This is a genomic window from Mesorhizobium sp. C372A (assembly GCF_030323245.1).
GTDB lineage: Bacteria > Pseudomonadota > Alphaproteobacteria > Rhizobiales > Rhizobiaceae > Mesorhizobium.
Genome location: NZ_CP100475.1, coordinates 1,059,535 through 1,075,917 on the forward strand (window position 1 = coordinate 1,059,535; position 16,383 = coordinate 1,075,917).

General features: G+C 62.8%; 17 protein-coding genes, 1 pseudogene and 1 riboswitch. Of the genes and pseudogenes, 6 read left to right on the plus strand and 12 right to left on the minus strand.

Translation table 11 applies throughout. The features are described from left to right. Nucleotides 1–7: 7 nt before the first annotated feature. From NLY42_RS04895 to NLY42_RS04905, 3 genes and pseudogenes are all read left to right on the plus strand, one after another. A pseudogene (locus tag NLY42_RS04895) lies at nucleotides 8–238 on the plus strand (PDZ domain-containing protein); the annotation flags it as partial. Nucleotides 239–368: 130 nt separating this feature from the next. Next, complete coding sequence (locus NLY42_RS04900) at nucleotides 369–980, plus strand: sulfite oxidase-like oxidoreductase (RefSeq protein WP_023684287.1); 612 nt, start codon at nucleotides 369–371, stop codon at nucleotides 978–980. Next, nucleotides 977–1,717 (plus strand): FAD-binding oxidoreductase, encoded by a 741-nt coding sequence (locus NLY42_RS04905; RefSeq protein ID WP_023755576.1) that lies wholly within the window; start codon nucleotides 977–979, stop codon nucleotides 1,715–1,717. The genes NLY42_RS04900 and NLY42_RS04905 overlap by 4 nt, the downstream gene beginning before the upstream one ends. Nucleotides 1,718–1,762: 45 nt before the next feature. Here NLY42_RS04905 and NLY42_RS04910 read toward each other — a convergent pair whose 3' ends face one another. From NLY42_RS04910 to NLY42_RS04945, 8 genes are all read right to left on the minus strand, one after another. Continuing rightward, a complete protein-coding gene (locus tag NLY42_RS04910; RefSeq protein ID WP_023755575.1) occupies nucleotides 1,763–3,229 on the minus strand; it encodes a nucleotidyltransferase family protein in 1,467 nt (488 codons plus the stop codon). Next, nucleotides 3,229–3,921 (minus strand): glycosyltransferase family 2 protein, encoded by a 693-nt coding sequence (locus NLY42_RS04915; RefSeq protein ID WP_245260725.1) that lies wholly within the window; start codon nucleotides 3,919–3,921, stop codon nucleotides 3,229–3,231. Before NLY42_RS04915 ends, NLY42_RS04910 begins: the two co-directional genes overlap by 1 nt. Next, on the minus strand, nucleotides 3,906–4,658 hold the full coding sequence (locus NLY42_RS04920) for a glycosyltransferase family 2 protein (protein WP_023755574.1): 753 nt from the start codon (nucleotides 4,656–4,658) through the stop codon (nucleotides 3,906–3,908). Before NLY42_RS04920 ends, NLY42_RS04915 begins: the two co-directional genes overlap by 16 nt. A 33-nt stretch (nucleotides 4,659–4,691) precedes the next feature. After that, nucleotides 4,692–5,435: a glycosyltransferase family 2 protein gene (locus NLY42_RS04925; RefSeq protein WP_023755573.1), complete on the minus strand. Its 744-nt coding sequence runs from the start codon at nucleotides 5,433–5,435 to the stop codon at nucleotides 4,692–4,694. Beyond that, nucleotides 5,432–6,481, minus strand: coding sequence for a hypothetical protein (locus tag NLY42_RS04930; RefSeq protein WP_023755572.1), 1,050 nt, complete (start codon nucleotides 6,479–6,481; stop codon nucleotides 5,432–5,434). The genes NLY42_RS04925 and NLY42_RS04930 overlap by 4 nt, the downstream gene beginning before the upstream one ends. A 152-nt stretch (nucleotides 6,482–6,633) precedes the next feature. Continuing rightward, nucleotides 6,634–7,056: a PqqD family protein gene (locus NLY42_RS04935; protein ID WP_023696905.1), complete on the minus strand. Its 423-nt coding sequence runs from the start codon at nucleotides 7,054–7,056 to the stop codon at nucleotides 6,634–6,636. 161 nt (nucleotides 7,057–7,217) lie between these two features. Beyond that, nucleotides 7,218–8,318 (minus strand): FAD-binding oxidoreductase, encoded by a 1,101-nt coding sequence (locus tag NLY42_RS04940; RefSeq protein WP_023755571.1) that lies wholly within the window; start codon nucleotides 8,316–8,318, stop codon nucleotides 7,218–7,220. 37 nt (nucleotides 8,319–8,355) lie between these two features. Then, nucleotides 8,356–9,603 carry an aromatic ring-hydroxylating oxygenase subunit alpha gene (locus tag NLY42_RS04945; RefSeq protein ID WP_023755570.1) on the minus strand — a complete coding sequence of 416 codons (1,248 nt, stop codon included), beginning with the start codon at nucleotides 9,601–9,603 and terminating at the stop codon, nucleotides 8,356–8,358. 117 nt (nucleotides 9,604–9,720) lie between these two features. Beyond that, nucleotides 9,721–9,922: riboswitch (cobalamin riboswitch) on the minus strand. A 499-nt stretch (nucleotides 9,923–10,421) separates the two neighbouring features. On the opposite strand from NLY42_RS04945, the gene NLY42_RS04950 reads away from it, so the two are divergent. The 3 genes from NLY42_RS04950 to NLY42_RS04960 all read left to right on the plus strand — a co-directional run bounded on the left by NLY42_RS04950 (nucleotide 10,422) and on the right by NLY42_RS04960 (nucleotide 11,202). Beyond that, nucleotides 10,422–10,628 carry a DUF680 domain-containing protein gene (locus NLY42_RS04950; protein WP_023755569.1) on the plus strand — a complete coding sequence of 69 codons (207 nt, stop codon included), beginning with the start codon at nucleotides 10,422–10,424 and terminating at the stop codon, nucleotides 10,626–10,628. 65 nt (nucleotides 10,629–10,693) lie between these two features. Beyond that, nucleotides 10,694–10,897, plus strand: coding sequence for a DUF680 domain-containing protein (locus tag NLY42_RS04955; RefSeq protein WP_023668886.1), 204 nt, complete (start codon nucleotides 10,694–10,696; stop codon nucleotides 10,895–10,897). 71 nt (nucleotides 10,898–10,968) lie between these two features. Then, nucleotides 10,969–11,202, plus strand: coding sequence for a DUF680 domain-containing protein (locus NLY42_RS04960; RefSeq protein ID WP_023715518.1), 234 nt, complete (start codon nucleotides 10,969–10,971; stop codon nucleotides 11,200–11,202). A 73-nt stretch (nucleotides 11,203–11,275) separates the two neighbouring features. Here the strand turns inward: NLY42_RS04960 and NLY42_RS04965 are convergent, their stop codons facing one another. The 4 genes from NLY42_RS04965 to NLY42_RS04980 form a co-directional block, all read right to left on the minus strand. Continuing rightward, on the minus strand, nucleotides 11,276–12,388 hold the full coding sequence (locus tag NLY42_RS04965; protein ID WP_023668888.1) for an ABC transporter ATP-binding protein: 1,113 nt from the start codon (nucleotides 12,386–12,388) through the stop codon (nucleotides 11,276–11,278). Nucleotides 12,389–12,454: 66 nt separating this feature from the next. Further along, nucleotides 12,455–14,119, minus strand: a complete 1,665-nt coding sequence (gene bglA, locus NLY42_RS04970) for a beta-galactosidase BglA (RefSeq protein WP_031244853.1) — start codon at nucleotides 14,117–14,119, stop codon at nucleotides 12,455–12,457. A gap of 5 nt (nucleotides 14,120–14,124) precedes the next feature. Next, nucleotides 14,125–15,279 (minus strand): carbohydrate ABC transporter permease, encoded by a 1,155-nt coding sequence (locus NLY42_RS04975; RefSeq protein WP_023668890.1) that lies wholly within the window; start codon nucleotides 15,277–15,279, stop codon nucleotides 14,125–14,127. Nucleotide 15,280: 1 nt separating this feature from the next. After that, a complete protein-coding gene (locus NLY42_RS04980; protein WP_023668891.1) occupies nucleotides 15,281–16,294 on the minus strand; it encodes a carbohydrate ABC transporter permease in 1,014 nt (337 codons plus the stop codon). Nucleotides 16,295–16,383 lie beyond the last annotated feature (89 nt).

A 16,383-nucleotide genomic window follows, 5' to 3' on the forward strand; every position in this document is an offset into this window, starting at 1 on the left:
TGATCGGAACCAGCGTGGCGCCGTGGTCGAGCGCGTCAATCCGGACAAGGCAGCCGCCAATGCGGGCCTGCAGCCGGGCGACGTCATCGTCGCCGTCGACCAGTCGCCGGTGCGGAATGCGCGGCAAGCCAACCAGGCGATCGCCGAGGCCGGCAGATCGGGCCGGAAGTCGGTGCTGCTTTTGATCGATCGCGGCGACGCGCAAATCTTCGTCGCCGTATCCTTCGCCGCCGGTTGAGACATCATGGCAGGCTCGCCGGACCACCGACAGGCCTGCCGCACGGCCGCCGAAATTCCTGTTGCCCGCCGCGACATCTTCGAGAACATTACGGCAGGCCGGCAATGGCCTGCTAAAAACGGACAGTCAAATGGTCACTCGCGGTTTTTCCTCCGGTCGAAAGCCTCCGACGGAGACCGATGCGCGCATTCCGCCCGGTCAGTATCTCGAACAGGGCTTTCCGGTGCTGTCGGCGGGGCCGACGCCGCGCGTGCGCACCGAGGACTGGTCGTTCACGCTCAAGCACGGGCCACGCCCGATCAAGAAGTGGAACTGGGCCGAGTTCAACGCGCTGCCCTTGACCAAGATGACGCGCGACATCCATTGCGTTACCGCCTGGACCAAGTTCGATACCGCCTGGCAAGGCGTGCTGGTCGACGACATCCTTGCCGATGCCGGTATCGAAGCGCCGACCGGCTTCCTGCTGGCGCATGGCTATGACGGCTACACCACCAACGTGCCGGCCAAGGATCTCACCGCGGGGAAGGCGATGGTGGCGCTCCTTTATGAAGGCAAGCCGATCACTGCCGACCATGGCGGCCCGGCGCGGCTCCTGGTGCCGCATCTCTATTTCTGGAAATCGGCCAAATGGCTGAACGGGCTGCAGTTCACCGAGCGCGACGAGCCGGGCTTCTGGGAATTGCGCGGCTATCACATCTATGGCGACCCGTGGCGCGAGCAGCGCTATAGCGGCGATCCATGAGCGAAGCGCCGCAATCTCCCTGGCAGACGGCGAAAATCACCCGGATCGAAAAGCGGACGCCACGCGTCACCAGTTTCTTCTTCGCGCTATCACGGCCATTCGCCTATCGCGCCGGACAGCATGTCGATGTCAGGCTGACTGCGCCTGACGGCTACCAAGCGCGCCGCTCCTATTCCATCGCCTCGGCGCCGGAGAGCGGCGCCACGATCGAGCTGGCGATCGAGAAGCTCGACGACGGTGAAGTCTCGCCCTTCTTCCACGACATCGCCGCGGTCGGTGACGAGATCGAACTGCGCGGGCCGCTCGGCGGCCATTTCGTCTGGTCCGATGGGGATGGCGGGCCGCTGCTTCTGGTCGGCGGCGGCTCCGGCGTCGTGCCGCTGATGGCGATGGTGCGTCACCGGACCTTGCGCAAATCGGCGGTGCCGGTGGCGCTGATGTTTTCGGTGCGGGTCTGGGACGAGGTGATCTTCCGCGACGAGCTGATCGGTCTCGGTGACCGCCGCGACGGGTTCGAGCTGGTGCTTACGCTGACGCGCGAGGCGGCACGGCGCCCGTCCGACTATTCGAGGCGCATCGACACGGCAATGGTCATGCAGGCGCTCACGCGGCTGCCGCGGCCGCCGGCGCTCGCCTTCGTCTGCGGGTCGAACGCCTTCGTCTCGGCGGCTGCCCAGGCGCTGATCGACGCCGGCATATCAGCGGAAATCATCCGCACCGAGCGCTATGGCGTCTGAGAGGGCCACAGTGGTTCACCGTTTCATGGAAACAGCCACCCGCTCTCAGGCGGGTGAAAACCTTGCCGACAGCAATTGGAACGGCAGCGCGCCATAGGCGGCGACTTCGGCCTCATTGTCCCAGTTGCGGAACTGGCGCGATGGCCGTGCCTCGATCACCAGAGGCCGGCCGGTGTCGTCCACCGTTACCTTGCCGCGAAAGCGCAGCACACGTCCGCCGCCGGCGCGGCTGATCACCATGGAACGCAGGCGGGCGACATGGCCGCCGCCGGCATTGATTTCCATCTCGATGCGGCGCCGGATTGGTGGAACGACGATCCTGACGGTGACGTCCAGCACCATCGCTCCAGTCCTGTCCGGACGCGGCAGGGGCTGGGAAAGTGCAAACGGCGCCGACGTCGCTCTTGCCTTGCGCAATGTCGGCCTGCCGCGCCAGACGGCGGGCGTCGGCTGCTGCAGGCGGCCCTTTTTGCGTTTGAGGCGCAACTGCTTGGCAAAGCCGCGCGACAGCCAAACGAGGCCGCCGAAATCGGTGCGCGGCTTTGCCTGCAGCACCGAGGACCAGCGCGACAGGCCGGCGCGGTCGGCCAACTCAATCGTCTTTGCAAGTTCGGCCTCCGGCACCGCAATGCCGATCTCCAGGCAGAGATAGGAGAGCGCCACCGCCGCGGCGACGGCGAGGCCCCGCTTGGCGATGATGTCGGCGAACACGCCCCAGTTGACTGCGCCACTCTCGATGGTGACCGCACAGTCGACCAGCCAGTCGCTGTGGGTGTGGGCATCGAGGCCGCCATGTGCGATGGCAAGCGCCATGCGGTCGGCCGGAGAGGGCACAAGCACGCGGACGCCATTGAAGTCGGCTGACAGCGCCCGCCGCCAGACCGCCAGATCGTCTTCGGTGCTCTGCTGCGACCCGTCATAAGCGAGCTGGTGCAGGTCGATGTCGCCGAAACTGCCCTTGAAGAAATTCATCGAACGCAAGGACGCCAGCCTGGTGCGCAGATATTGCGGACTGACGCCGGTGGCGATCTGCCAGTCGCGTTCGCTAAGCACATCGAAGGCGGCAATCATGGCCTGCGAGCGCACCAGTATGTCGATGTCATGCGCCACCCGGCCGCGCTGCGCCGACGCTTTGACGGCGATGCGGCTGGCGCCTTTGATAAGCATCACCGCGCAGCCGGCGTCGATCATGGCCTGTAGCGCCGGCTCGGCCTCGCGCGCAGCCAGTCGCGATTTGGTCCACAGCATCTTTTGCAGGCCGACAAGACGTGGATAGGCCGGATGCCCAGCGAGCTTGCGGCCGAACCTGTCGGAGATCGCGGCCAGCAGCCGATGCTCGCGGAAAGCAGCATGGTCGATATCGTTCTCGTCGAGCCAGCGCGCCGCATAGGCCCCGGCCGCCTCTTCATCGGGGAGCAATGCGGCCTTCAGCAACTGGTCGAGGCCGCCAGTGGGCCATGACCAACCATAGTCCGGAAACCGACGGCCGATACGGCGCATGGCATTGGCCATCAGTCGGCGCTCGCCTTTTTCGCTGCTCGCCTTTGCATGGCCAGCCTTACGACTTCGACATAACCGCGGTCGCGCACGGGGTCGCGTCCATAGGACATGCTGTCGGGCCGGATGCGGCGCAAGGTCAGGACATCGTCGAGCATGGCAAGCGCAAAGCCCGCCTCGCGGGCACGGGCGATCCAGTCGACCATGTCGCCGCGACCGCCTTGCGGGTCGATGATCGGACCGACGGCCTCGGCTACCTCCCGGCGGATCATCATCGTCGTGCGCGACCAGCCCGCCACCGCCACGTCCTGTTGCACATCGGGCTTGTCATCGCGAAACGTCCGCCAGTGGGCAAAGACTCCTGCCGTCGCGGGAAACCGCTCGAAATGCTCCAGCTGCCTTTCGATCTTGGTCGGCAGCCACAGATCGTCCGCATCGAGCGTGGCGACGAAGGGCGTCGCCAGCGCGGCGATGCCCCTGGTGGTGGCGCTGCCTGGTCCGGCATTGTCCTGGCGCAACACCTGCACCGGCATGCCCAGCGCATTGACCACCGCGACCGTATCGTCGGTCGAGCCGTCATCGACGACGATTATGGCGTCGGGCTGGACCGTCTGGGCCGCGACCGATCGCAGCGTCTCGGCGATGGTGGCGGTCGCGTTGAAGGCCGGAATGACGACGCCGTAGCTGGCCATCACAGGAAACGCCAATTCGCAAGTTCCTTGAAATCGAAGATGCCGTCGACAGGGTGCAAGGAGCGGTCGGCCTCGCGCCGTTTCATCGACTTGTAGACGGCGCGCATGAATTCGCGAAAAGGAACATCGGCCTGCCTGGTCATGTTGCCGGGATGGCGCCGGTAATAGAGCGCAACAGTGTCGGGCATCGTGAATTTCGGCCCGCTTTCGAAAGTGCGCAGCAGATAGTCGGTGTCCTCGGCCTGGTGGAAATCCTCGTCGAAGCTGCCGATGCGTTCGACCAACCGCCGGACGAAGATAGCGGGCGACAGGTGAATGCCGCGAACCGTCACCGAGTGGCTGTCGGCTGTCGGCTCCAGCGTATCGTCATCTATGTCGTCGACCAGCGTCATGCGCGAATAGGTGAGCTCGAGGGTGGGGTCTGCGTCGAAACAGGTCAGATCGGCCTTGAAGCGGCCCGGCGGGGAAATGTCGTCGGAATCGAGAAACGATACCAGCCCGGTCTGCGGCAGCAATTGCCGCAAGCCCGCGTTGCGTGCCCGCGTCACCCCGGCATTCTGCTGCTGGAAAAGGCGAATGCACGGCGCCTCCGCGATCAGCGAGCGCACGACCGCCACCGAACTGTCGGTCGAACCGTCATCGATAACGATGATGTCGAGATCGGCGGCATCGCGCTGCCTCAGCAGCGAGCGCAGCGCCGAGCCGACATGGCGTTCGCGGTTGTAGACCGGCATGATCACGCTCAGCTTCACGCACGCATTCCAGACTGTGATCTATTCATTCTTTCACCACTCTGCCGGGCGCTTGATCTCGAAAAGCCCCTCGACCGGGCGCCGCGACGGATCGGCCTTGCGCCGCCGCAAGGATTTCTGAATTACACGTAGGTATTCGCGCACCGCCACATCCCTTTGCTTGGTCAAATTGCCGGGGTGGCGCCGGTAGTATACCGCGACGGTGTCGGGAAAAATGTGCTTTGGGCTGGTTTCGAAAATGCGCAGCAGATAGTCGGCGTCTTCGCCCTGCCGGAACTCCTCGTCGAAAGCACCTGTACGGTCGATGAGTGCCCTGCGGAATATCCCGGCGCTAAGGCTGACGCCGCGCACGGTGGGACCTGCGCCGCCCGGTGCCGGCTGAAGGGCTTCGTCGTCCATGAGATCGACGCGCGTCATCAGCGAGTAGGTCAGCTCGAGCGCAGGGTCGGCCGCGAACAGGGGTAGGCCAGCCTTGAATCGTCCAGCCGGCGAGACGTCGTCCGAATCCAGGAACGACACCAGTTCGGTTTGCGGCAGCAACTGCCTCAGCCCTGTGTTGCGCGCGTTGGCCACGCCCTGGTTTGCCTGCTGGAACAGGCGGATGCACGACGCTTCCCGCATGATGGCGCGGACTGCTTCAACGGAGCTGTCCGTCGAGCCATCGTCGACAACGATGATATCGAGATCGGCATCGTCGCGTTGCCTGAGCAGGGACCGCAACGTCGAAACGACATAGATCTCCCGATTGCAGACCGGCACGATGACGCTCAACTTCATGCGGAGCCCCGAAGGACGAAATCCGCAATCGTGCCGGCGATCTCGCGCGGCTCGGTCCCCAGCGACAGCCGGTAGCATGGCAGATCGCGGGTAAGCTCGCTGAAAAAGCGAAAGCCCGCTTCCCGCTCGCCCGGCATCTGCACGATTCCTGACGGCGCCAGGGCGATCATGGCATCCTTGCGCGATATGGGCATGACCGAGCTTCTCGCACCTCCCCTGATATGGGGCACTATCAAAGCAATAATGTCCAGACTTGGAGGAGTTGGTCGAGGCGCGATCTCGTTGATGTGAAAGGCATGCTTGCCTTGCCAGTTCAGCGGTTGGTACGACTTTAGCCGCTCCTCCAGCTTCAGCCGCTTGAAGCCCTCCGGATCCTGCTTGAGCGTGGCAAACAGCGGATAGGCCGTCACCCCCCCGGTCCGGTCGATCAGCACATAGTCGTCGCCGACGCTATCGAGCCCATTGAGCAGGCCGGCGACGACTGTTCCCGATTTTCCGGCTCCCCCGGAGCCCGCCAGCAACACGCCCTTGCCATCGATGCCCAGCGTGCCGGCATGGGTAAGCCGCATGCCGCGCGCCGCATATTCCCAATGCAGGAAGGCGCGCAGCGGCGCCGCCTGTTCCCATGGCGGAAAGGCCTCGGCCGCCATCATCAGCTGCGCCCCGACATGGCGTTGCGGATCATGGAACTGCCAGAAATCGAGGTCATGATAGTAGCTGCCGCGCAATCCGGCCTCTTCCAGCCGGTTGGCAAAGGCATGATGGTTGTAATCGCCTCGGCCCCAGGTGGCCGGGGCGAGGACGCCATCGATGCCCGGGTGGGCGACGAAAATGCGGCAGCCGTCAGATGCAGACGGATTTTCCGGGGCCGGTATGAAGGCATGGCTCATGGCTTCCGCCAGCGTGCCATGGTCGAGGTGGACACTCAGGTCCAGTCCCAGCAACCGCACGCTGGCGGCAACGGGATAGAAGGCGGCGGCGCTTTCCGCGGCCGCCAGCACATGGCGGGCATAATCCGGCAGGGTTTGCAGCGTGATCAAAGGCATGTGTTGGTTGTTCAGCGTCCAGAATTGCGCCGGGTCGCCTGATGCATGTCGCTCGGGGTGGCCCCGGTTTTGAGACGACGACATGCATAAAATCAAAGATCTAAACCGCGTCGCCTGAGTCCGTTCAAACGCGACGCGCTTTAGGGAAACAATTATGCCTGTTTCACCGCCGGCCAGCCGAGAGGTTCCTCGACCTCATGGATCGGGTCGACAATGATGAGATCGGCAAGGTCGTCATGGACATCGACCTTGAGCGGCTCATTGCTGGCAGCAAGCGCAGACGACAGCTCGCCCGAAAGCGGTTGTGCCGGTGTTTCGGCTGGCGCAAGCAACCCGAAATCGAGCAGTCGGGCAACGAAGCTTTCGAGGTCGGCCAGGCTTATTTTTGCGGCGCCCGCGGCAGCTCCGACCAGCGCTTCAGTGGCGACGCCGGACGACAAAGCCTGCCAGACCCGGCTGCCGGAATCGGAAAAGCCGAAATACTTGCCGTTCGAAAGATCGAGAACGACGGCTTCGCCATCGAATGATTCGAAAACGATGTCCTTGCTTGCGACCGCGTAGACCCGCTGTTGCATCGCTCTGTCCCCCGTCCCATGCGCCCTGAAGGGATGCGCCGGCTTCACGGTCTGCCCAGCCCTTCCTAAGTGCGTCTAAATCACTCGGCCTATGCTTGGCAAGACAAAGACCCGCGAACACAACGCCTGCGTCGGCGACCGTTGCGGCGAAGTCGACCGGCTCAAGCCTCGATTTCGAGCGCCGACAACGGTTTCGAGCAGCAGGCAAGGATGAAACCGTCATCGATCTCGTGGTCGAGGATGCCGCCATTGTGGCTCATCTCGACTTCGCCGGAGACCTTCTTCACCTTGCAGGTGCCGCACAGGCCGAACTCGCAGGCGGCGGGAATCCGCACGCCCGAGCTGCGCGCGGTCTGCAGCACGGTCTGGCCGGCGACGCAGCCGGCATCGACCTCCGAAAGCGAGAAGCGGATCGGCGTCACGGCTTCGACAGGTGCAGCGATGCCGTCCTCGACCGGGGAGGCAAACGGCGCCGGAATTTCCTCCATCACAGGCGCGGCAAAGCTCTCCTGATGGTATTTCGTCATGTCGAAGCCGGCGGCATCCAGCATGCCGCGCACGGCGCGCATGAACGGATCGGGGCCGCAGCAGAAGATTTCGCGCTCGCGGAAATCCGGAGCCAGCAAGGGCAGCCGGATCGCGTCGATGCGCCCCATATGACCGTACCAGCCCTCGCGGCTGGAACGTTCCTCGATCATGAAGCCGAGCGACAGGCCGGGCATATGGCCGCCGAGCAGTTCGAGTTCCTTGCGGAAGATGATCTCTTCGGCACGCCGCGCGCAGTTGACGAAACCGACATCGGTCCATGGCGCGCAGTCGTTCAGCCAGCGCAGCATCGACATCATCGGCGTCACGCCGGAGCCGGCGGAAATGAACAGGTATTTGGCCGCCGGGTGGCTGTGCAACGAGAAGTCGCCGGCCGGTCCGTAGGCCTTGACATGCGAACCGGGCACCAGATGGTCGAACATCCAGCGCGTGCCGATGCTGCCGGCCTGCGCCTTGACCGTCACCGCGATCGAAAACGGCCGCGATGGCGACGACGACAGCGTATAGGTGCGCATCAGCGGCCCGTCCGGTGTCGGCAGTTCCAGCGTCAGGAACTGGCCCGGCTTGTAGCGGAACCAGGTCTGGTTGTCGGAGCGGAAGGTGAAGGTCTTGACGTCAGGCGCCTCGTCGCTGACGCCGATCACTTCCAGCACCTGCAGCCTATCGTTCCAGGGCGCCATCTGGTCGAGATGGCGATAGAGCCCAAGATCCGTCATCGCATTCATCCTCCGGTCCTTCTTCGCCTGCTCCAGCTCACGCGACGCTGCGCAGCGCCGGCCTGCCACCTTCGGCAAGGCGCGGGCCGATGAAGGCCGCGTACCATTCGACGAACTGGATCACGCCGCCCTCGTGCAGCTCCGAATAGGGGCCGGGCTCATAGGCCGGAGACAGGATGCCGAAGGCGTTTTCCTCGACGATGCGGCGGTCCTGGTCGTTGGTCTCGGTCCAGACATGGGTGAGCTCCTCAAGGTTGTAGTCGACCCCCTCGACCGCATCCTTGTGCACCAGCCACTTGGTCGTCACCGCGGTTTCGGTGGCGCTGATCGGCAGCACCCGGAAGGTGACCGCATGGTCGATCAGTATGTGGTTCCAAGTCGTCGGATAGTGGTAGTGCATCAAGGTGCCGATGCGGTCGGCAGCAACAGTGTCGGACAGGTTCTTCGTCACCGCGCGCTTTCCCGACATCGTGTAGCTGACGGCATCGCGCAGCAGCGGCGCGCGGGTGGCGCGGTATTGCCCGGCCGGATCGATGCGGAACTTGCTCGGCAGGCCCGCCGCCTCGCATTTCGCCCAGTGCGCCAGCATCTCCGGATCGCTGTCGGCGCCCTGCACGCCGGTCACCGTCGGCGCTTCGGGGAATGTCTTGCACAGCTCTGGATGATTGCCGGCGCAGTGATAGCATTCGCGGTTGTTTTCCCAGACCAGCTTCCAGTTGCCCTTCTCGATGATGGTGCTCTCGAAGGCGACCTTGGCTTCATTCAGCCGGTGCGGCTTGAGGTAGGGCTCTATCATGGCGCGCATCGGCGCAAAGTCGGCAGGTTCTTTCGCCAGGCAGATGAAGATGTAGCCGCCGACGGTCTCGCAGGCGACGGGCTTCAGGCCGAACTGGCTCTTGTCGAAACCGTCGGCCATCTGGCGGGCAAACAGCAGCCGGCCGTCAAGCTCGTAGGTCCACTGGTGATAGGGGCAGACAAGCTTTGCCGCCATGCCCTTCTCAGTGTTGCAGACACGGCTGCCGCGATGGCGGCAGGAATTGTGAAAGGCGTTGATGTTGCCCTTCTGGTCGCGGACCAGCACCACCGGATAATCGCCGATCTGCACGGTGATATAGCTGCCGGGCTTCGGCAGTTCGCAATCATGGCCGATGAACAGCCAGTCGCGATACCAGATAAGCTCCATGTCGAGCTTGAAATAGTCCGGGTCGGTGTAGAAGGGCTGTTCCAGCGAAAAGCCTTGCTTGCGGCCGTTCAGGAGCCTCAGCATGTCGTTGCGCGTATCCATAGTTCTGTCCTCGTGGTTTAAGGACTGAACTTGGTGGTGATGGAGGAAGGATCGGACGCAGGCCGGCGCGGCGCCGGACATGCACTATCCACCTCTTGACCGCCCACCGCGATCAGTCGAGTCTATGCATCTCGGGCTGGTTTCCGGGCTCTGGAGTTGTCCTTGCGGACCATCGCGACACCTTCCCAGGCTCTTGCCCAGTGGTCTCCCGTTGCGACTTCAACTCCACCACCGTTGCGGGGGCAGCGCCGGATTCTGACCGGCTTCCCAATTCTCCGCTGCGTCGTCACGAAGCGGCACCTGAGATGCGATCATCTAATCACGGCAGCGATCGCGACGTCGGCATGAAAGCGACATCATATCCATGCGGCGCGACACGCGCGGCATACGCCCCGCCGACCACCGAAGGGCTGAGATCCTGTCTTGCGGCGCTATCATCGCCGTTTCGAATCGCTGCGGATCCAGTTCCGATCTGGGGCAAAAAGGGCTCAACGGTATCGAAAAGTTACTATTAGCAATCTCTAATCGAACCGAACGGTTCGTTTCTGTTGACAATGCGTGCAGGACGGTGTGAACGACGGCCCGGAAACCCACACCGGAGCGAACCACTCGGTTCGACATAAGCAACTGAAAACAATGCGATAAATGACCATAGAGGAACTTCCTGGCACAATTTCAAGGTGCAGGACCGTGGTCCACACGGAACAACTTCGTGATTGGAAACCAGCCTATGGCTTTCCCACATCGGGGCTGTCCGAACGACGCGAATTCCTCCCAAGACACGCCGCTAGACGGACAGACAAACTGGAGTACTAAAAATGAAAAAGATCATCCTCACTGCCGCAGCCGTTTTGGCGATCACCAGCAGCGCCTTCGCCGGTAGCGACAATTACGGTTCCAATGGTGCGAACCAGCCAGCCGTCTCGGTCGACAGCTCGTATACGGCTTCCATTCAGAAGCCGGCGCACGCTGACAAGCAGCCTGTCGTTCAGGGCGCCGACCGCGACCTCTACGGCAATCGCTGATCCCGACCAAAGAAGGGCGGCTAACCCGTCGCTCTCGGGATCCCAAAAAATTCAGGAGTATTGAAATGAAAAAGATCATCCTTGCTGCCGCCGCCGTTTTGGCCATCTCCGGCAGCGCTTTCGCCGGCAGCGACAACTACGGTTCGAACGGCGCCAACCAGCCTGCGATTACGTCGACCGATAGTGGCCATACGGCTTCGGTTGAGAAGTCGGCTCCAGCCGAGCAGGCGCCTGCCCACGGTGCCGACCGTAACCTTTTCGGCCGCTAAAAGCCGGTTTCCAGCACGTGGCGGGCTTATCCGCTGCAGCTGGCGGCATCAGAAAAATTCAGGAGACTAAAATGAAGAAGATCGTTCTTGCCACCGCAGCCGTTCTGGCTGTTTCGAGCGCTGCCTTTGCCGGCAGCGACAATTATGGCTCCAATGGCGCCAACCAGCCGGCCGCTGCCGTCGACACCACCCGCACTTCGTCGACCGGCACCAACTCGGCGGTCTACAAGCTGCTGAACTCGTCGAACGACCAACAGAAGTTCGTTCCTCAGAGCAGCGACAGGGATCGGTTCGGCAACAACTAACAGCCGAAGCTTAAAAAAAGAGCGGCGGGCCTGGCCCGCCGCTCTTTTTTCATGCCTGTACGACGCAGCTATCTCAAGCCGCCTTCACTTCCACCGGCTTGAGCGAGAAGGAGTGCCCATCGGCGTCGAAGATGTGCAGGTCCCCGGCATCCGCGGTCAGTCGCAGCTTTGCCCCGCGCTTGACCTCGACATTGCCGGGCAGCTTGGTCACCAACGGCAGGTCAGCGCGGCCGATATCGACATAGACAAGCTGCACCTCGCCGAGTTGCTCGACATAGTCTACCACGCCCTCGAAAAGATATTCCGCGCCGGTGGCGGCCGACAGATCCTCCGGCCGCACGCCGAAGCTGACTGCCGCACCCTTGGCTGACGCCGGCGTTGCGATCGGCACCGTTGCCTTGCGGCCGCCGACATGGCTGACGATTGTCGGGTTGCCCGTCCTGTCGATCGTCGCCGGCAGGATGTTCATGGCCGGCGAGCCGATGAACTGGGCAACGAACAGATTGCCGGGCTTCTTGTAGAGGTCCATCGGCGTGCCGACCTGCTCGATATGGCCATCCTTCAGCACGACGATGCGGTCGGCGAGCGTCATCGCTTCGACCTGATCGTGGGTGACGTAGATCATGGTCGTGGCAGGCATCGATTCCTTGAGCTTGGCGATCTCGATGCGGGTCGCGACGCGTAGCGCCGCGTCGAGATTCGACAGCGGCTCGTCGAACAGGAACACTTTCGGATTGCGCACGATGGCGCGACCGATGGCGACACGCTGGCGCTGGCCGCCCGACATCGCCTTGGGCAGGCGGTCGAGATATTTGGTCAGCTGCAGGATTTCGGCGGCCTGCCGCACCCGCTTGTCGATCTCGGCCTTGCTTTCCTTGCCGATCTTCATCGAGAAGGCCATGTTGTCGTAGACGGTCATGTGCGGATAGAGCGCATAGGACTGGAACACCATGGCAATGCCGCGCTTGGAAGGCGGCACGTCGTTCACCACCTCGCCGGCGATCTTCAGCTCGCCGGAGGTGATCTCCTCAAGCCCGGCGATGGACCGCAGCAAGGTCGACTTGCCGCAACCCGACGGGCCGACGAAGACGATGAACTCGCCCGACTTTATGTCGAGGTCGATGCCGTGGAGAATGTGCAGATTGCCGTATGATTTCTTCACCTGTCTCAGCGTGACATCGGCCATAATTTCCTCCCAGTGATTTCCCTAGAGAACCTGGATTTCCTCAAAAAATCCAGTTTCGTCAAAAACTCAGTCGATGCGCCCGAACCAGGCGCCGTAGCCGCCGAGGCGGATGGAACCTGTGCCGGATTGTCCCGAAAAACCGTGCCCGGCCAATGGCAGCAGCGCCTGACCACCGAGATCGACCTCGGCCGGCTTGCTGGCCAGATTGAAGACGCAGACGATCTGCTCATTGCCCTCACGGCGGGTGAAGGCGACGGTGTCGCCCTCGCTTTCGATGAACTCGATGTCGCCTTTGGCCAGGGCCGGATGCTGGCGGCGGAAACCGAGAAAGCGCCGGTAGTGCTCGAGCAGCGAGGCCGCGTCGCCCTGCTGAACATTGACCGCTTGCGACAAGTGCTTGCCCGGCACCGGCAGCCAGGGCTTGGCCGTCGAAAAGCCGCCATTGCTGGCGGTTGCATCCCACACCATCGGCGTGCGGCAGCCGTCGCGGCCCTTGAATTCGGGCCAGAACCGAATGCCGTAGGGGTCCTGCAGATCCTCGAACTGCAACTCGGCTTCGCCCAGCCCAAGCTCCTCTCCCTGATAGAGGCAGACCGAACCGCGCAGCGACATCAGCAGCGCCGAGATAACCTTCAGATAGGCGGCCGGGTCGGCCTCGTCGGCGGCCCAGCGCGAGGCCGGACGCATCACGTCGTGGTTGGAAAAGGCCCAGCACGACCAGCCGTCGCTGGCGACCTTGCCGAAGGCTTCCAGCACCTGGCGCACCTTGGCGGCGCTGATCTTTTCCGGCGCCAGGAAATCGAAGGAATAGCACATGTGGACGCGTTTGCCGCCGGCGGTGTAGGCGGCGACCACTTCCAGCCCACGCTGCGAATCGCCGACTTCGCCGACCGCGGCGGCCGCCGGATATTCGTCGAGCAGCGCCCGGAACCGTTCGAGGAAGGCAAGGTTTTCCGGCCGGCTCTTGTCGTAGATATGGTCCTGGTAGTTGTAGGGATTGACCGCAGGTGCTGTTTGGTCGTTGCGCTCTTCGGGCGGCAGCGGCGGATTGTTCTCCAGCCCCTGGCTGTGGAAGTAGAAATTGATGGTGTCGAGGCGGAAGCCGTCGACGCCGCGCTCCAGCCAGAAGCGGGTGACGTCGAGCAGCGCGTCCTGGACTTCCAGATTGTGGAAGTTGAGGTCCGGCTGCTCGGACAGGAAATTATGCAGATAATATTGCTGGCGGCTGGTGTCCCACTGCCAGGCCGAGCCGCCGAAGATCGACAGCCAGTTGTTGGGCGGCGTGCCGTCCGGCCTGGCGTCGGCCCAGACATACCAGTTGGCCTTGGGATTGCTACGGCTGGCGCGGCTCTCCTTGAACCATGGATGGTTGTCGGCGGTGTGCGACAGCACCTCGTCGATCATCACCTTGAGGCCGAGGTGATGGGCTTCCGCAACCAGCGCGTCGAAATCGGCGAGCGTCCCGAACATCGGGTCGACGTCGCAATAGTCCGAGACGTCGTAGCCGAAATCCTTCATCGGCGACTTGAAGAAGGGCGAAATCCAGATGGCGTCGACGCCGAGCGAGGCGATGTAGGGCAGCCTGCGGATGATGCCCTTGAGGTCGCCGATGCCGTCGCCATTGGAGTCCTGATAGGAGCGCGGATAGATCTGGTAGATCACCGCGCCCCGCCACCAGTCGCGATCGACGGCGAGATCGGGCTTCGAGGTCGCCTTCAAAGCGGCTTGCATAAGTCTCAACCTCCTTTGACCGAGCCGGCCAGCAGCCCGCGGACGAAATAGCGCTGCAGCGAGAAGAACACGATCAGCGGCACGATAATGGTGACGAAGGCCGATGTCGTCAGGATTTCCCAGTCGCCGCCGCGCGAGCCGAGCAGCGCGTTGAGCTTCGCGGTCAGCACGATCTGGTCCCCTTCGGTACCGAGGAAAACCATTGCCACCAACAAATCGTTCCACACCCACAGGAACTGGAAGATTGCAAAGGACGCCAGCACCGGGAAGGACAGCGGCAGCACGATCTTGACGAAGATTTCGAAATCGCTGGCGCCGTCTATGCGCGCCGATTCCATGATCTCGCGCGGCAGGCCGGCAATATAGCTGCGCAGGAGATAGATGGCGAAGGGCAGGCCGAAGCCGGTATGCGCCAGCCAGATGCCAAGATAGGTTTTCGACGGCACACCGAAGAATATGCCGACGCCGTTGTAGATTTTCAAAAGCGGGATCAAGGACATCTGCAACGGCACCACCAGCAGGCCGATGATGGTGGCGATCAGCAAGGCGCGGCCGGGAAAACGCATCCACGCCAATGCATAGGCGGCGAAGGCGGCGATCAGGATCGGGATGACCGTCGCCGGGATGGTAACGGTCAGCGAGTTTATGAACGAGCGGCCGATGCCCTCCGAAAACAGCACGGTCTTGTAATTGTCGGTGGTGAATTTCGGTGGCGCCGACGAGGCGTAATAGACGCGCTGGCCACGGTCGCCTTCGAAAGCCTTGGGCGAACTCATGACGAACGTGCCGTCGGCATTGAGCTGCAAGGTCACGCCGTCGCCGAGATCGGCAGTGGTGCCGGCCGGATATTGCGTCGGTGCCGCCGACTTGACGCCGAAGGCGCTGATGTTGCGCGCAGCACCGTCGCCGAAGATATTGCCGGCAAGCACGAACTTGCCGTCCTTCTCGACCTGCGCCGAGGCCGGCGGCAGGCGGCCGGCTTCAGTCTGGCTGGAGCTGGAGAACGAGTTCCACCAGCCCGAGGCGATGATCTGGTCCTTGTCGCGCAGCGACGAGACCAGGATGCCGAGCGTCGGCACGGTCCAGACGGCGACGAAGACAAGCACGGCGATGTGGACGCCGAAGCGGCTGGCAAAGGACTTTCCGGTCGCGACGGCCATCTCAATGTCCTCCCGTCTCTTTGTTCGCCTGGCGGATGTTCCAGACCATGATCGGGATGACCGCGATCATGATGATGATGGCGATGGTGGCGCCGCGGCCGAAATCGCCGCCGCCGCGGAACATCCAGTCGAACATCAGATTGGCCAGCACCTGGCTGTTCCATTGGCCGTTGGTCATGGTCAGCACGATGTCGAACACTTTCAGCACCAGGATGGTGATCGTCGTCCAGACCACGGCGATGGTGCCCCAGATCTGCGGCACCATGATCTTCCAGAAGATCTGGAACGGATTGGCGCCGTCGATGACCGCGGCTTCAAGCGTCTCTTCGGGGATGCCGCGCAACGCCGAAGACAGGATGACCATGGCAAAGCCGGTCTGGATCCAGATCAGGATGATCATCAGGAAGAAATTGTTCCAGAACGGCAGCGATATCCAGACCTGCGGCTGGCCGCCGAAATACTGGATGATGGCGTTGAGCAGGCCGATCTGCGTCTGGCCCTCGCCGCGATATTCGTAGATGAATTTCCAGATCACGCTGGCGCCGACGAAGGAGATCGCCAGCGGCAGGAAGATCAGGCTCTTGGCGATTGTGCCCCACCAGATCTTGTCCGTGAGCACGGCGATTATCAGCCCTAGAAAGGTGCAGGCGGCGGGCACCACCGCCAGCCAGATGATGTTATTCAGGATCGAGTTGCGGAACTCGCGGTCGCCGAACGCCCATTCATAGTTGGCGAAGCCGACAAAATGCTGGCCGCCGCGGTCGAGGAAGGACAGCCAGAGCGTCGCCACCACCGGATAGATCAGGTAGACGGTGAGGATGATCATCGCCGGGCCGACGAACAGCCACGGACGGACCAGTCCTTGCCGGCGCAGATTGTCGATGGCCGCAGCCCCGGCCACGCCGCGCGACGGGAATATCAGGTCGACCAGCTTGTTGGCGCCCCAGAAATAGGCGACGCAGCCGCCGACGCCGATGATGATGACAAAAATGGCCGATAAGATCTGAGCAGCCATGGGTCCCTCTTCCCTGCGCATGATCGGCCGGGCCTTGAACAGCCCTGGCGATGTGGCTCTGCGCCGATTTAAGTTATTCTGAAACGAAC

Coding starts and splice junctions, on each gene's coding strand:
- NLY42_RS04940 (WP_023755571.1), bottom strand. CDS start 8,318: ATGACGGATCTTGGGCTCTATCGCCATCTCGACCAGATGGCGCCCTGG.
- NLY42_RS04905 (WP_023755576.1), top strand. CDS start 977: ATGAGCGAAGCGCCGCAATCTCCCTGGCAGACGGCGAAAATCACCCGG.
- NLY42_RS04910 (WP_023755575.1), bottom strand. CDS start 3,229: ATGGCCAATGCCATGCGCCGTATCGGCCGTCGGTTTCCGGACTATGGT.
- NLY42_RS04925 (WP_023755573.1), bottom strand. CDS start 5,435: ATGAAGTTGAGCGTCATCGTGCCGGTCTGCAATCGGGAGATCTATGTC.
- NLY42_RS04980 (WP_023668891.1), bottom strand. CDS start 16,294: ATGGCTGCTCAGATCTTATCGGCCATTTTTGTCATCATCATCGGCGTC.
- NLY42_RS04945 (WP_023755570.1), bottom strand. CDS start 9,603: ATGGATACGCGCAACGACATGCTGAGGCTCCTGAACGGCCGCAAGCAA.
- bglA (WP_031244853.1), bottom strand. CDS start 14,119: ATGCAAGCCGCTTTGAAGGCGACCTCGAAGCCCGATCTCGCCGTCGAT.
- NLY42_RS04900 (WP_023684287.1), top strand. CDS start 369: ATGGTCACTCGCGGTTTTTCCTCCGGTCGAAAGCCTCCGACGGAGACC.
- NLY42_RS04930 (WP_023755572.1), bottom strand. CDS start 6,481: ATGCCTTTGATCACGCTGCAAACCCTGCCGGATTATGCCCGCCATGTG.
- NLY42_RS04965 (WP_023668888.1), bottom strand. CDS start 12,388: ATGGCCGATGTCACGCTGAGACAGGTGAAGAAATCATACGGCAATCTG.
- NLY42_RS04935 (WP_023696905.1), bottom strand. CDS start 7,056: ATGCAACAGCGGGTCTACGCGGTCGCAAGCAAGGACATCGTTTTCGAA.
- NLY42_RS04955 (WP_023668886.1), top strand. CDS start 10,694: ATGAAAAAGATCATCCTTGCTGCCGCCGCCGTTTTGGCCATCTCCGGC.
- NLY42_RS04950 (WP_023755569.1), top strand. CDS start 10,422: ATGAAAAAGATCATCCTCACTGCCGCAGCCGTTTTGGCGATCACCAGC.
- NLY42_RS04960 (WP_023715518.1), top strand. CDS start 10,969: ATGAAGAAGATCGTTCTTGCCACCGCAGCCGTTCTGGCTGTTTCGAGC.
- NLY42_RS04975 (WP_023668890.1), bottom strand. CDS start 15,279: ATGGCCGTCGCGACCGGAAAGTCCTTTGCCAGCCGCTTCGGCGTCCAC.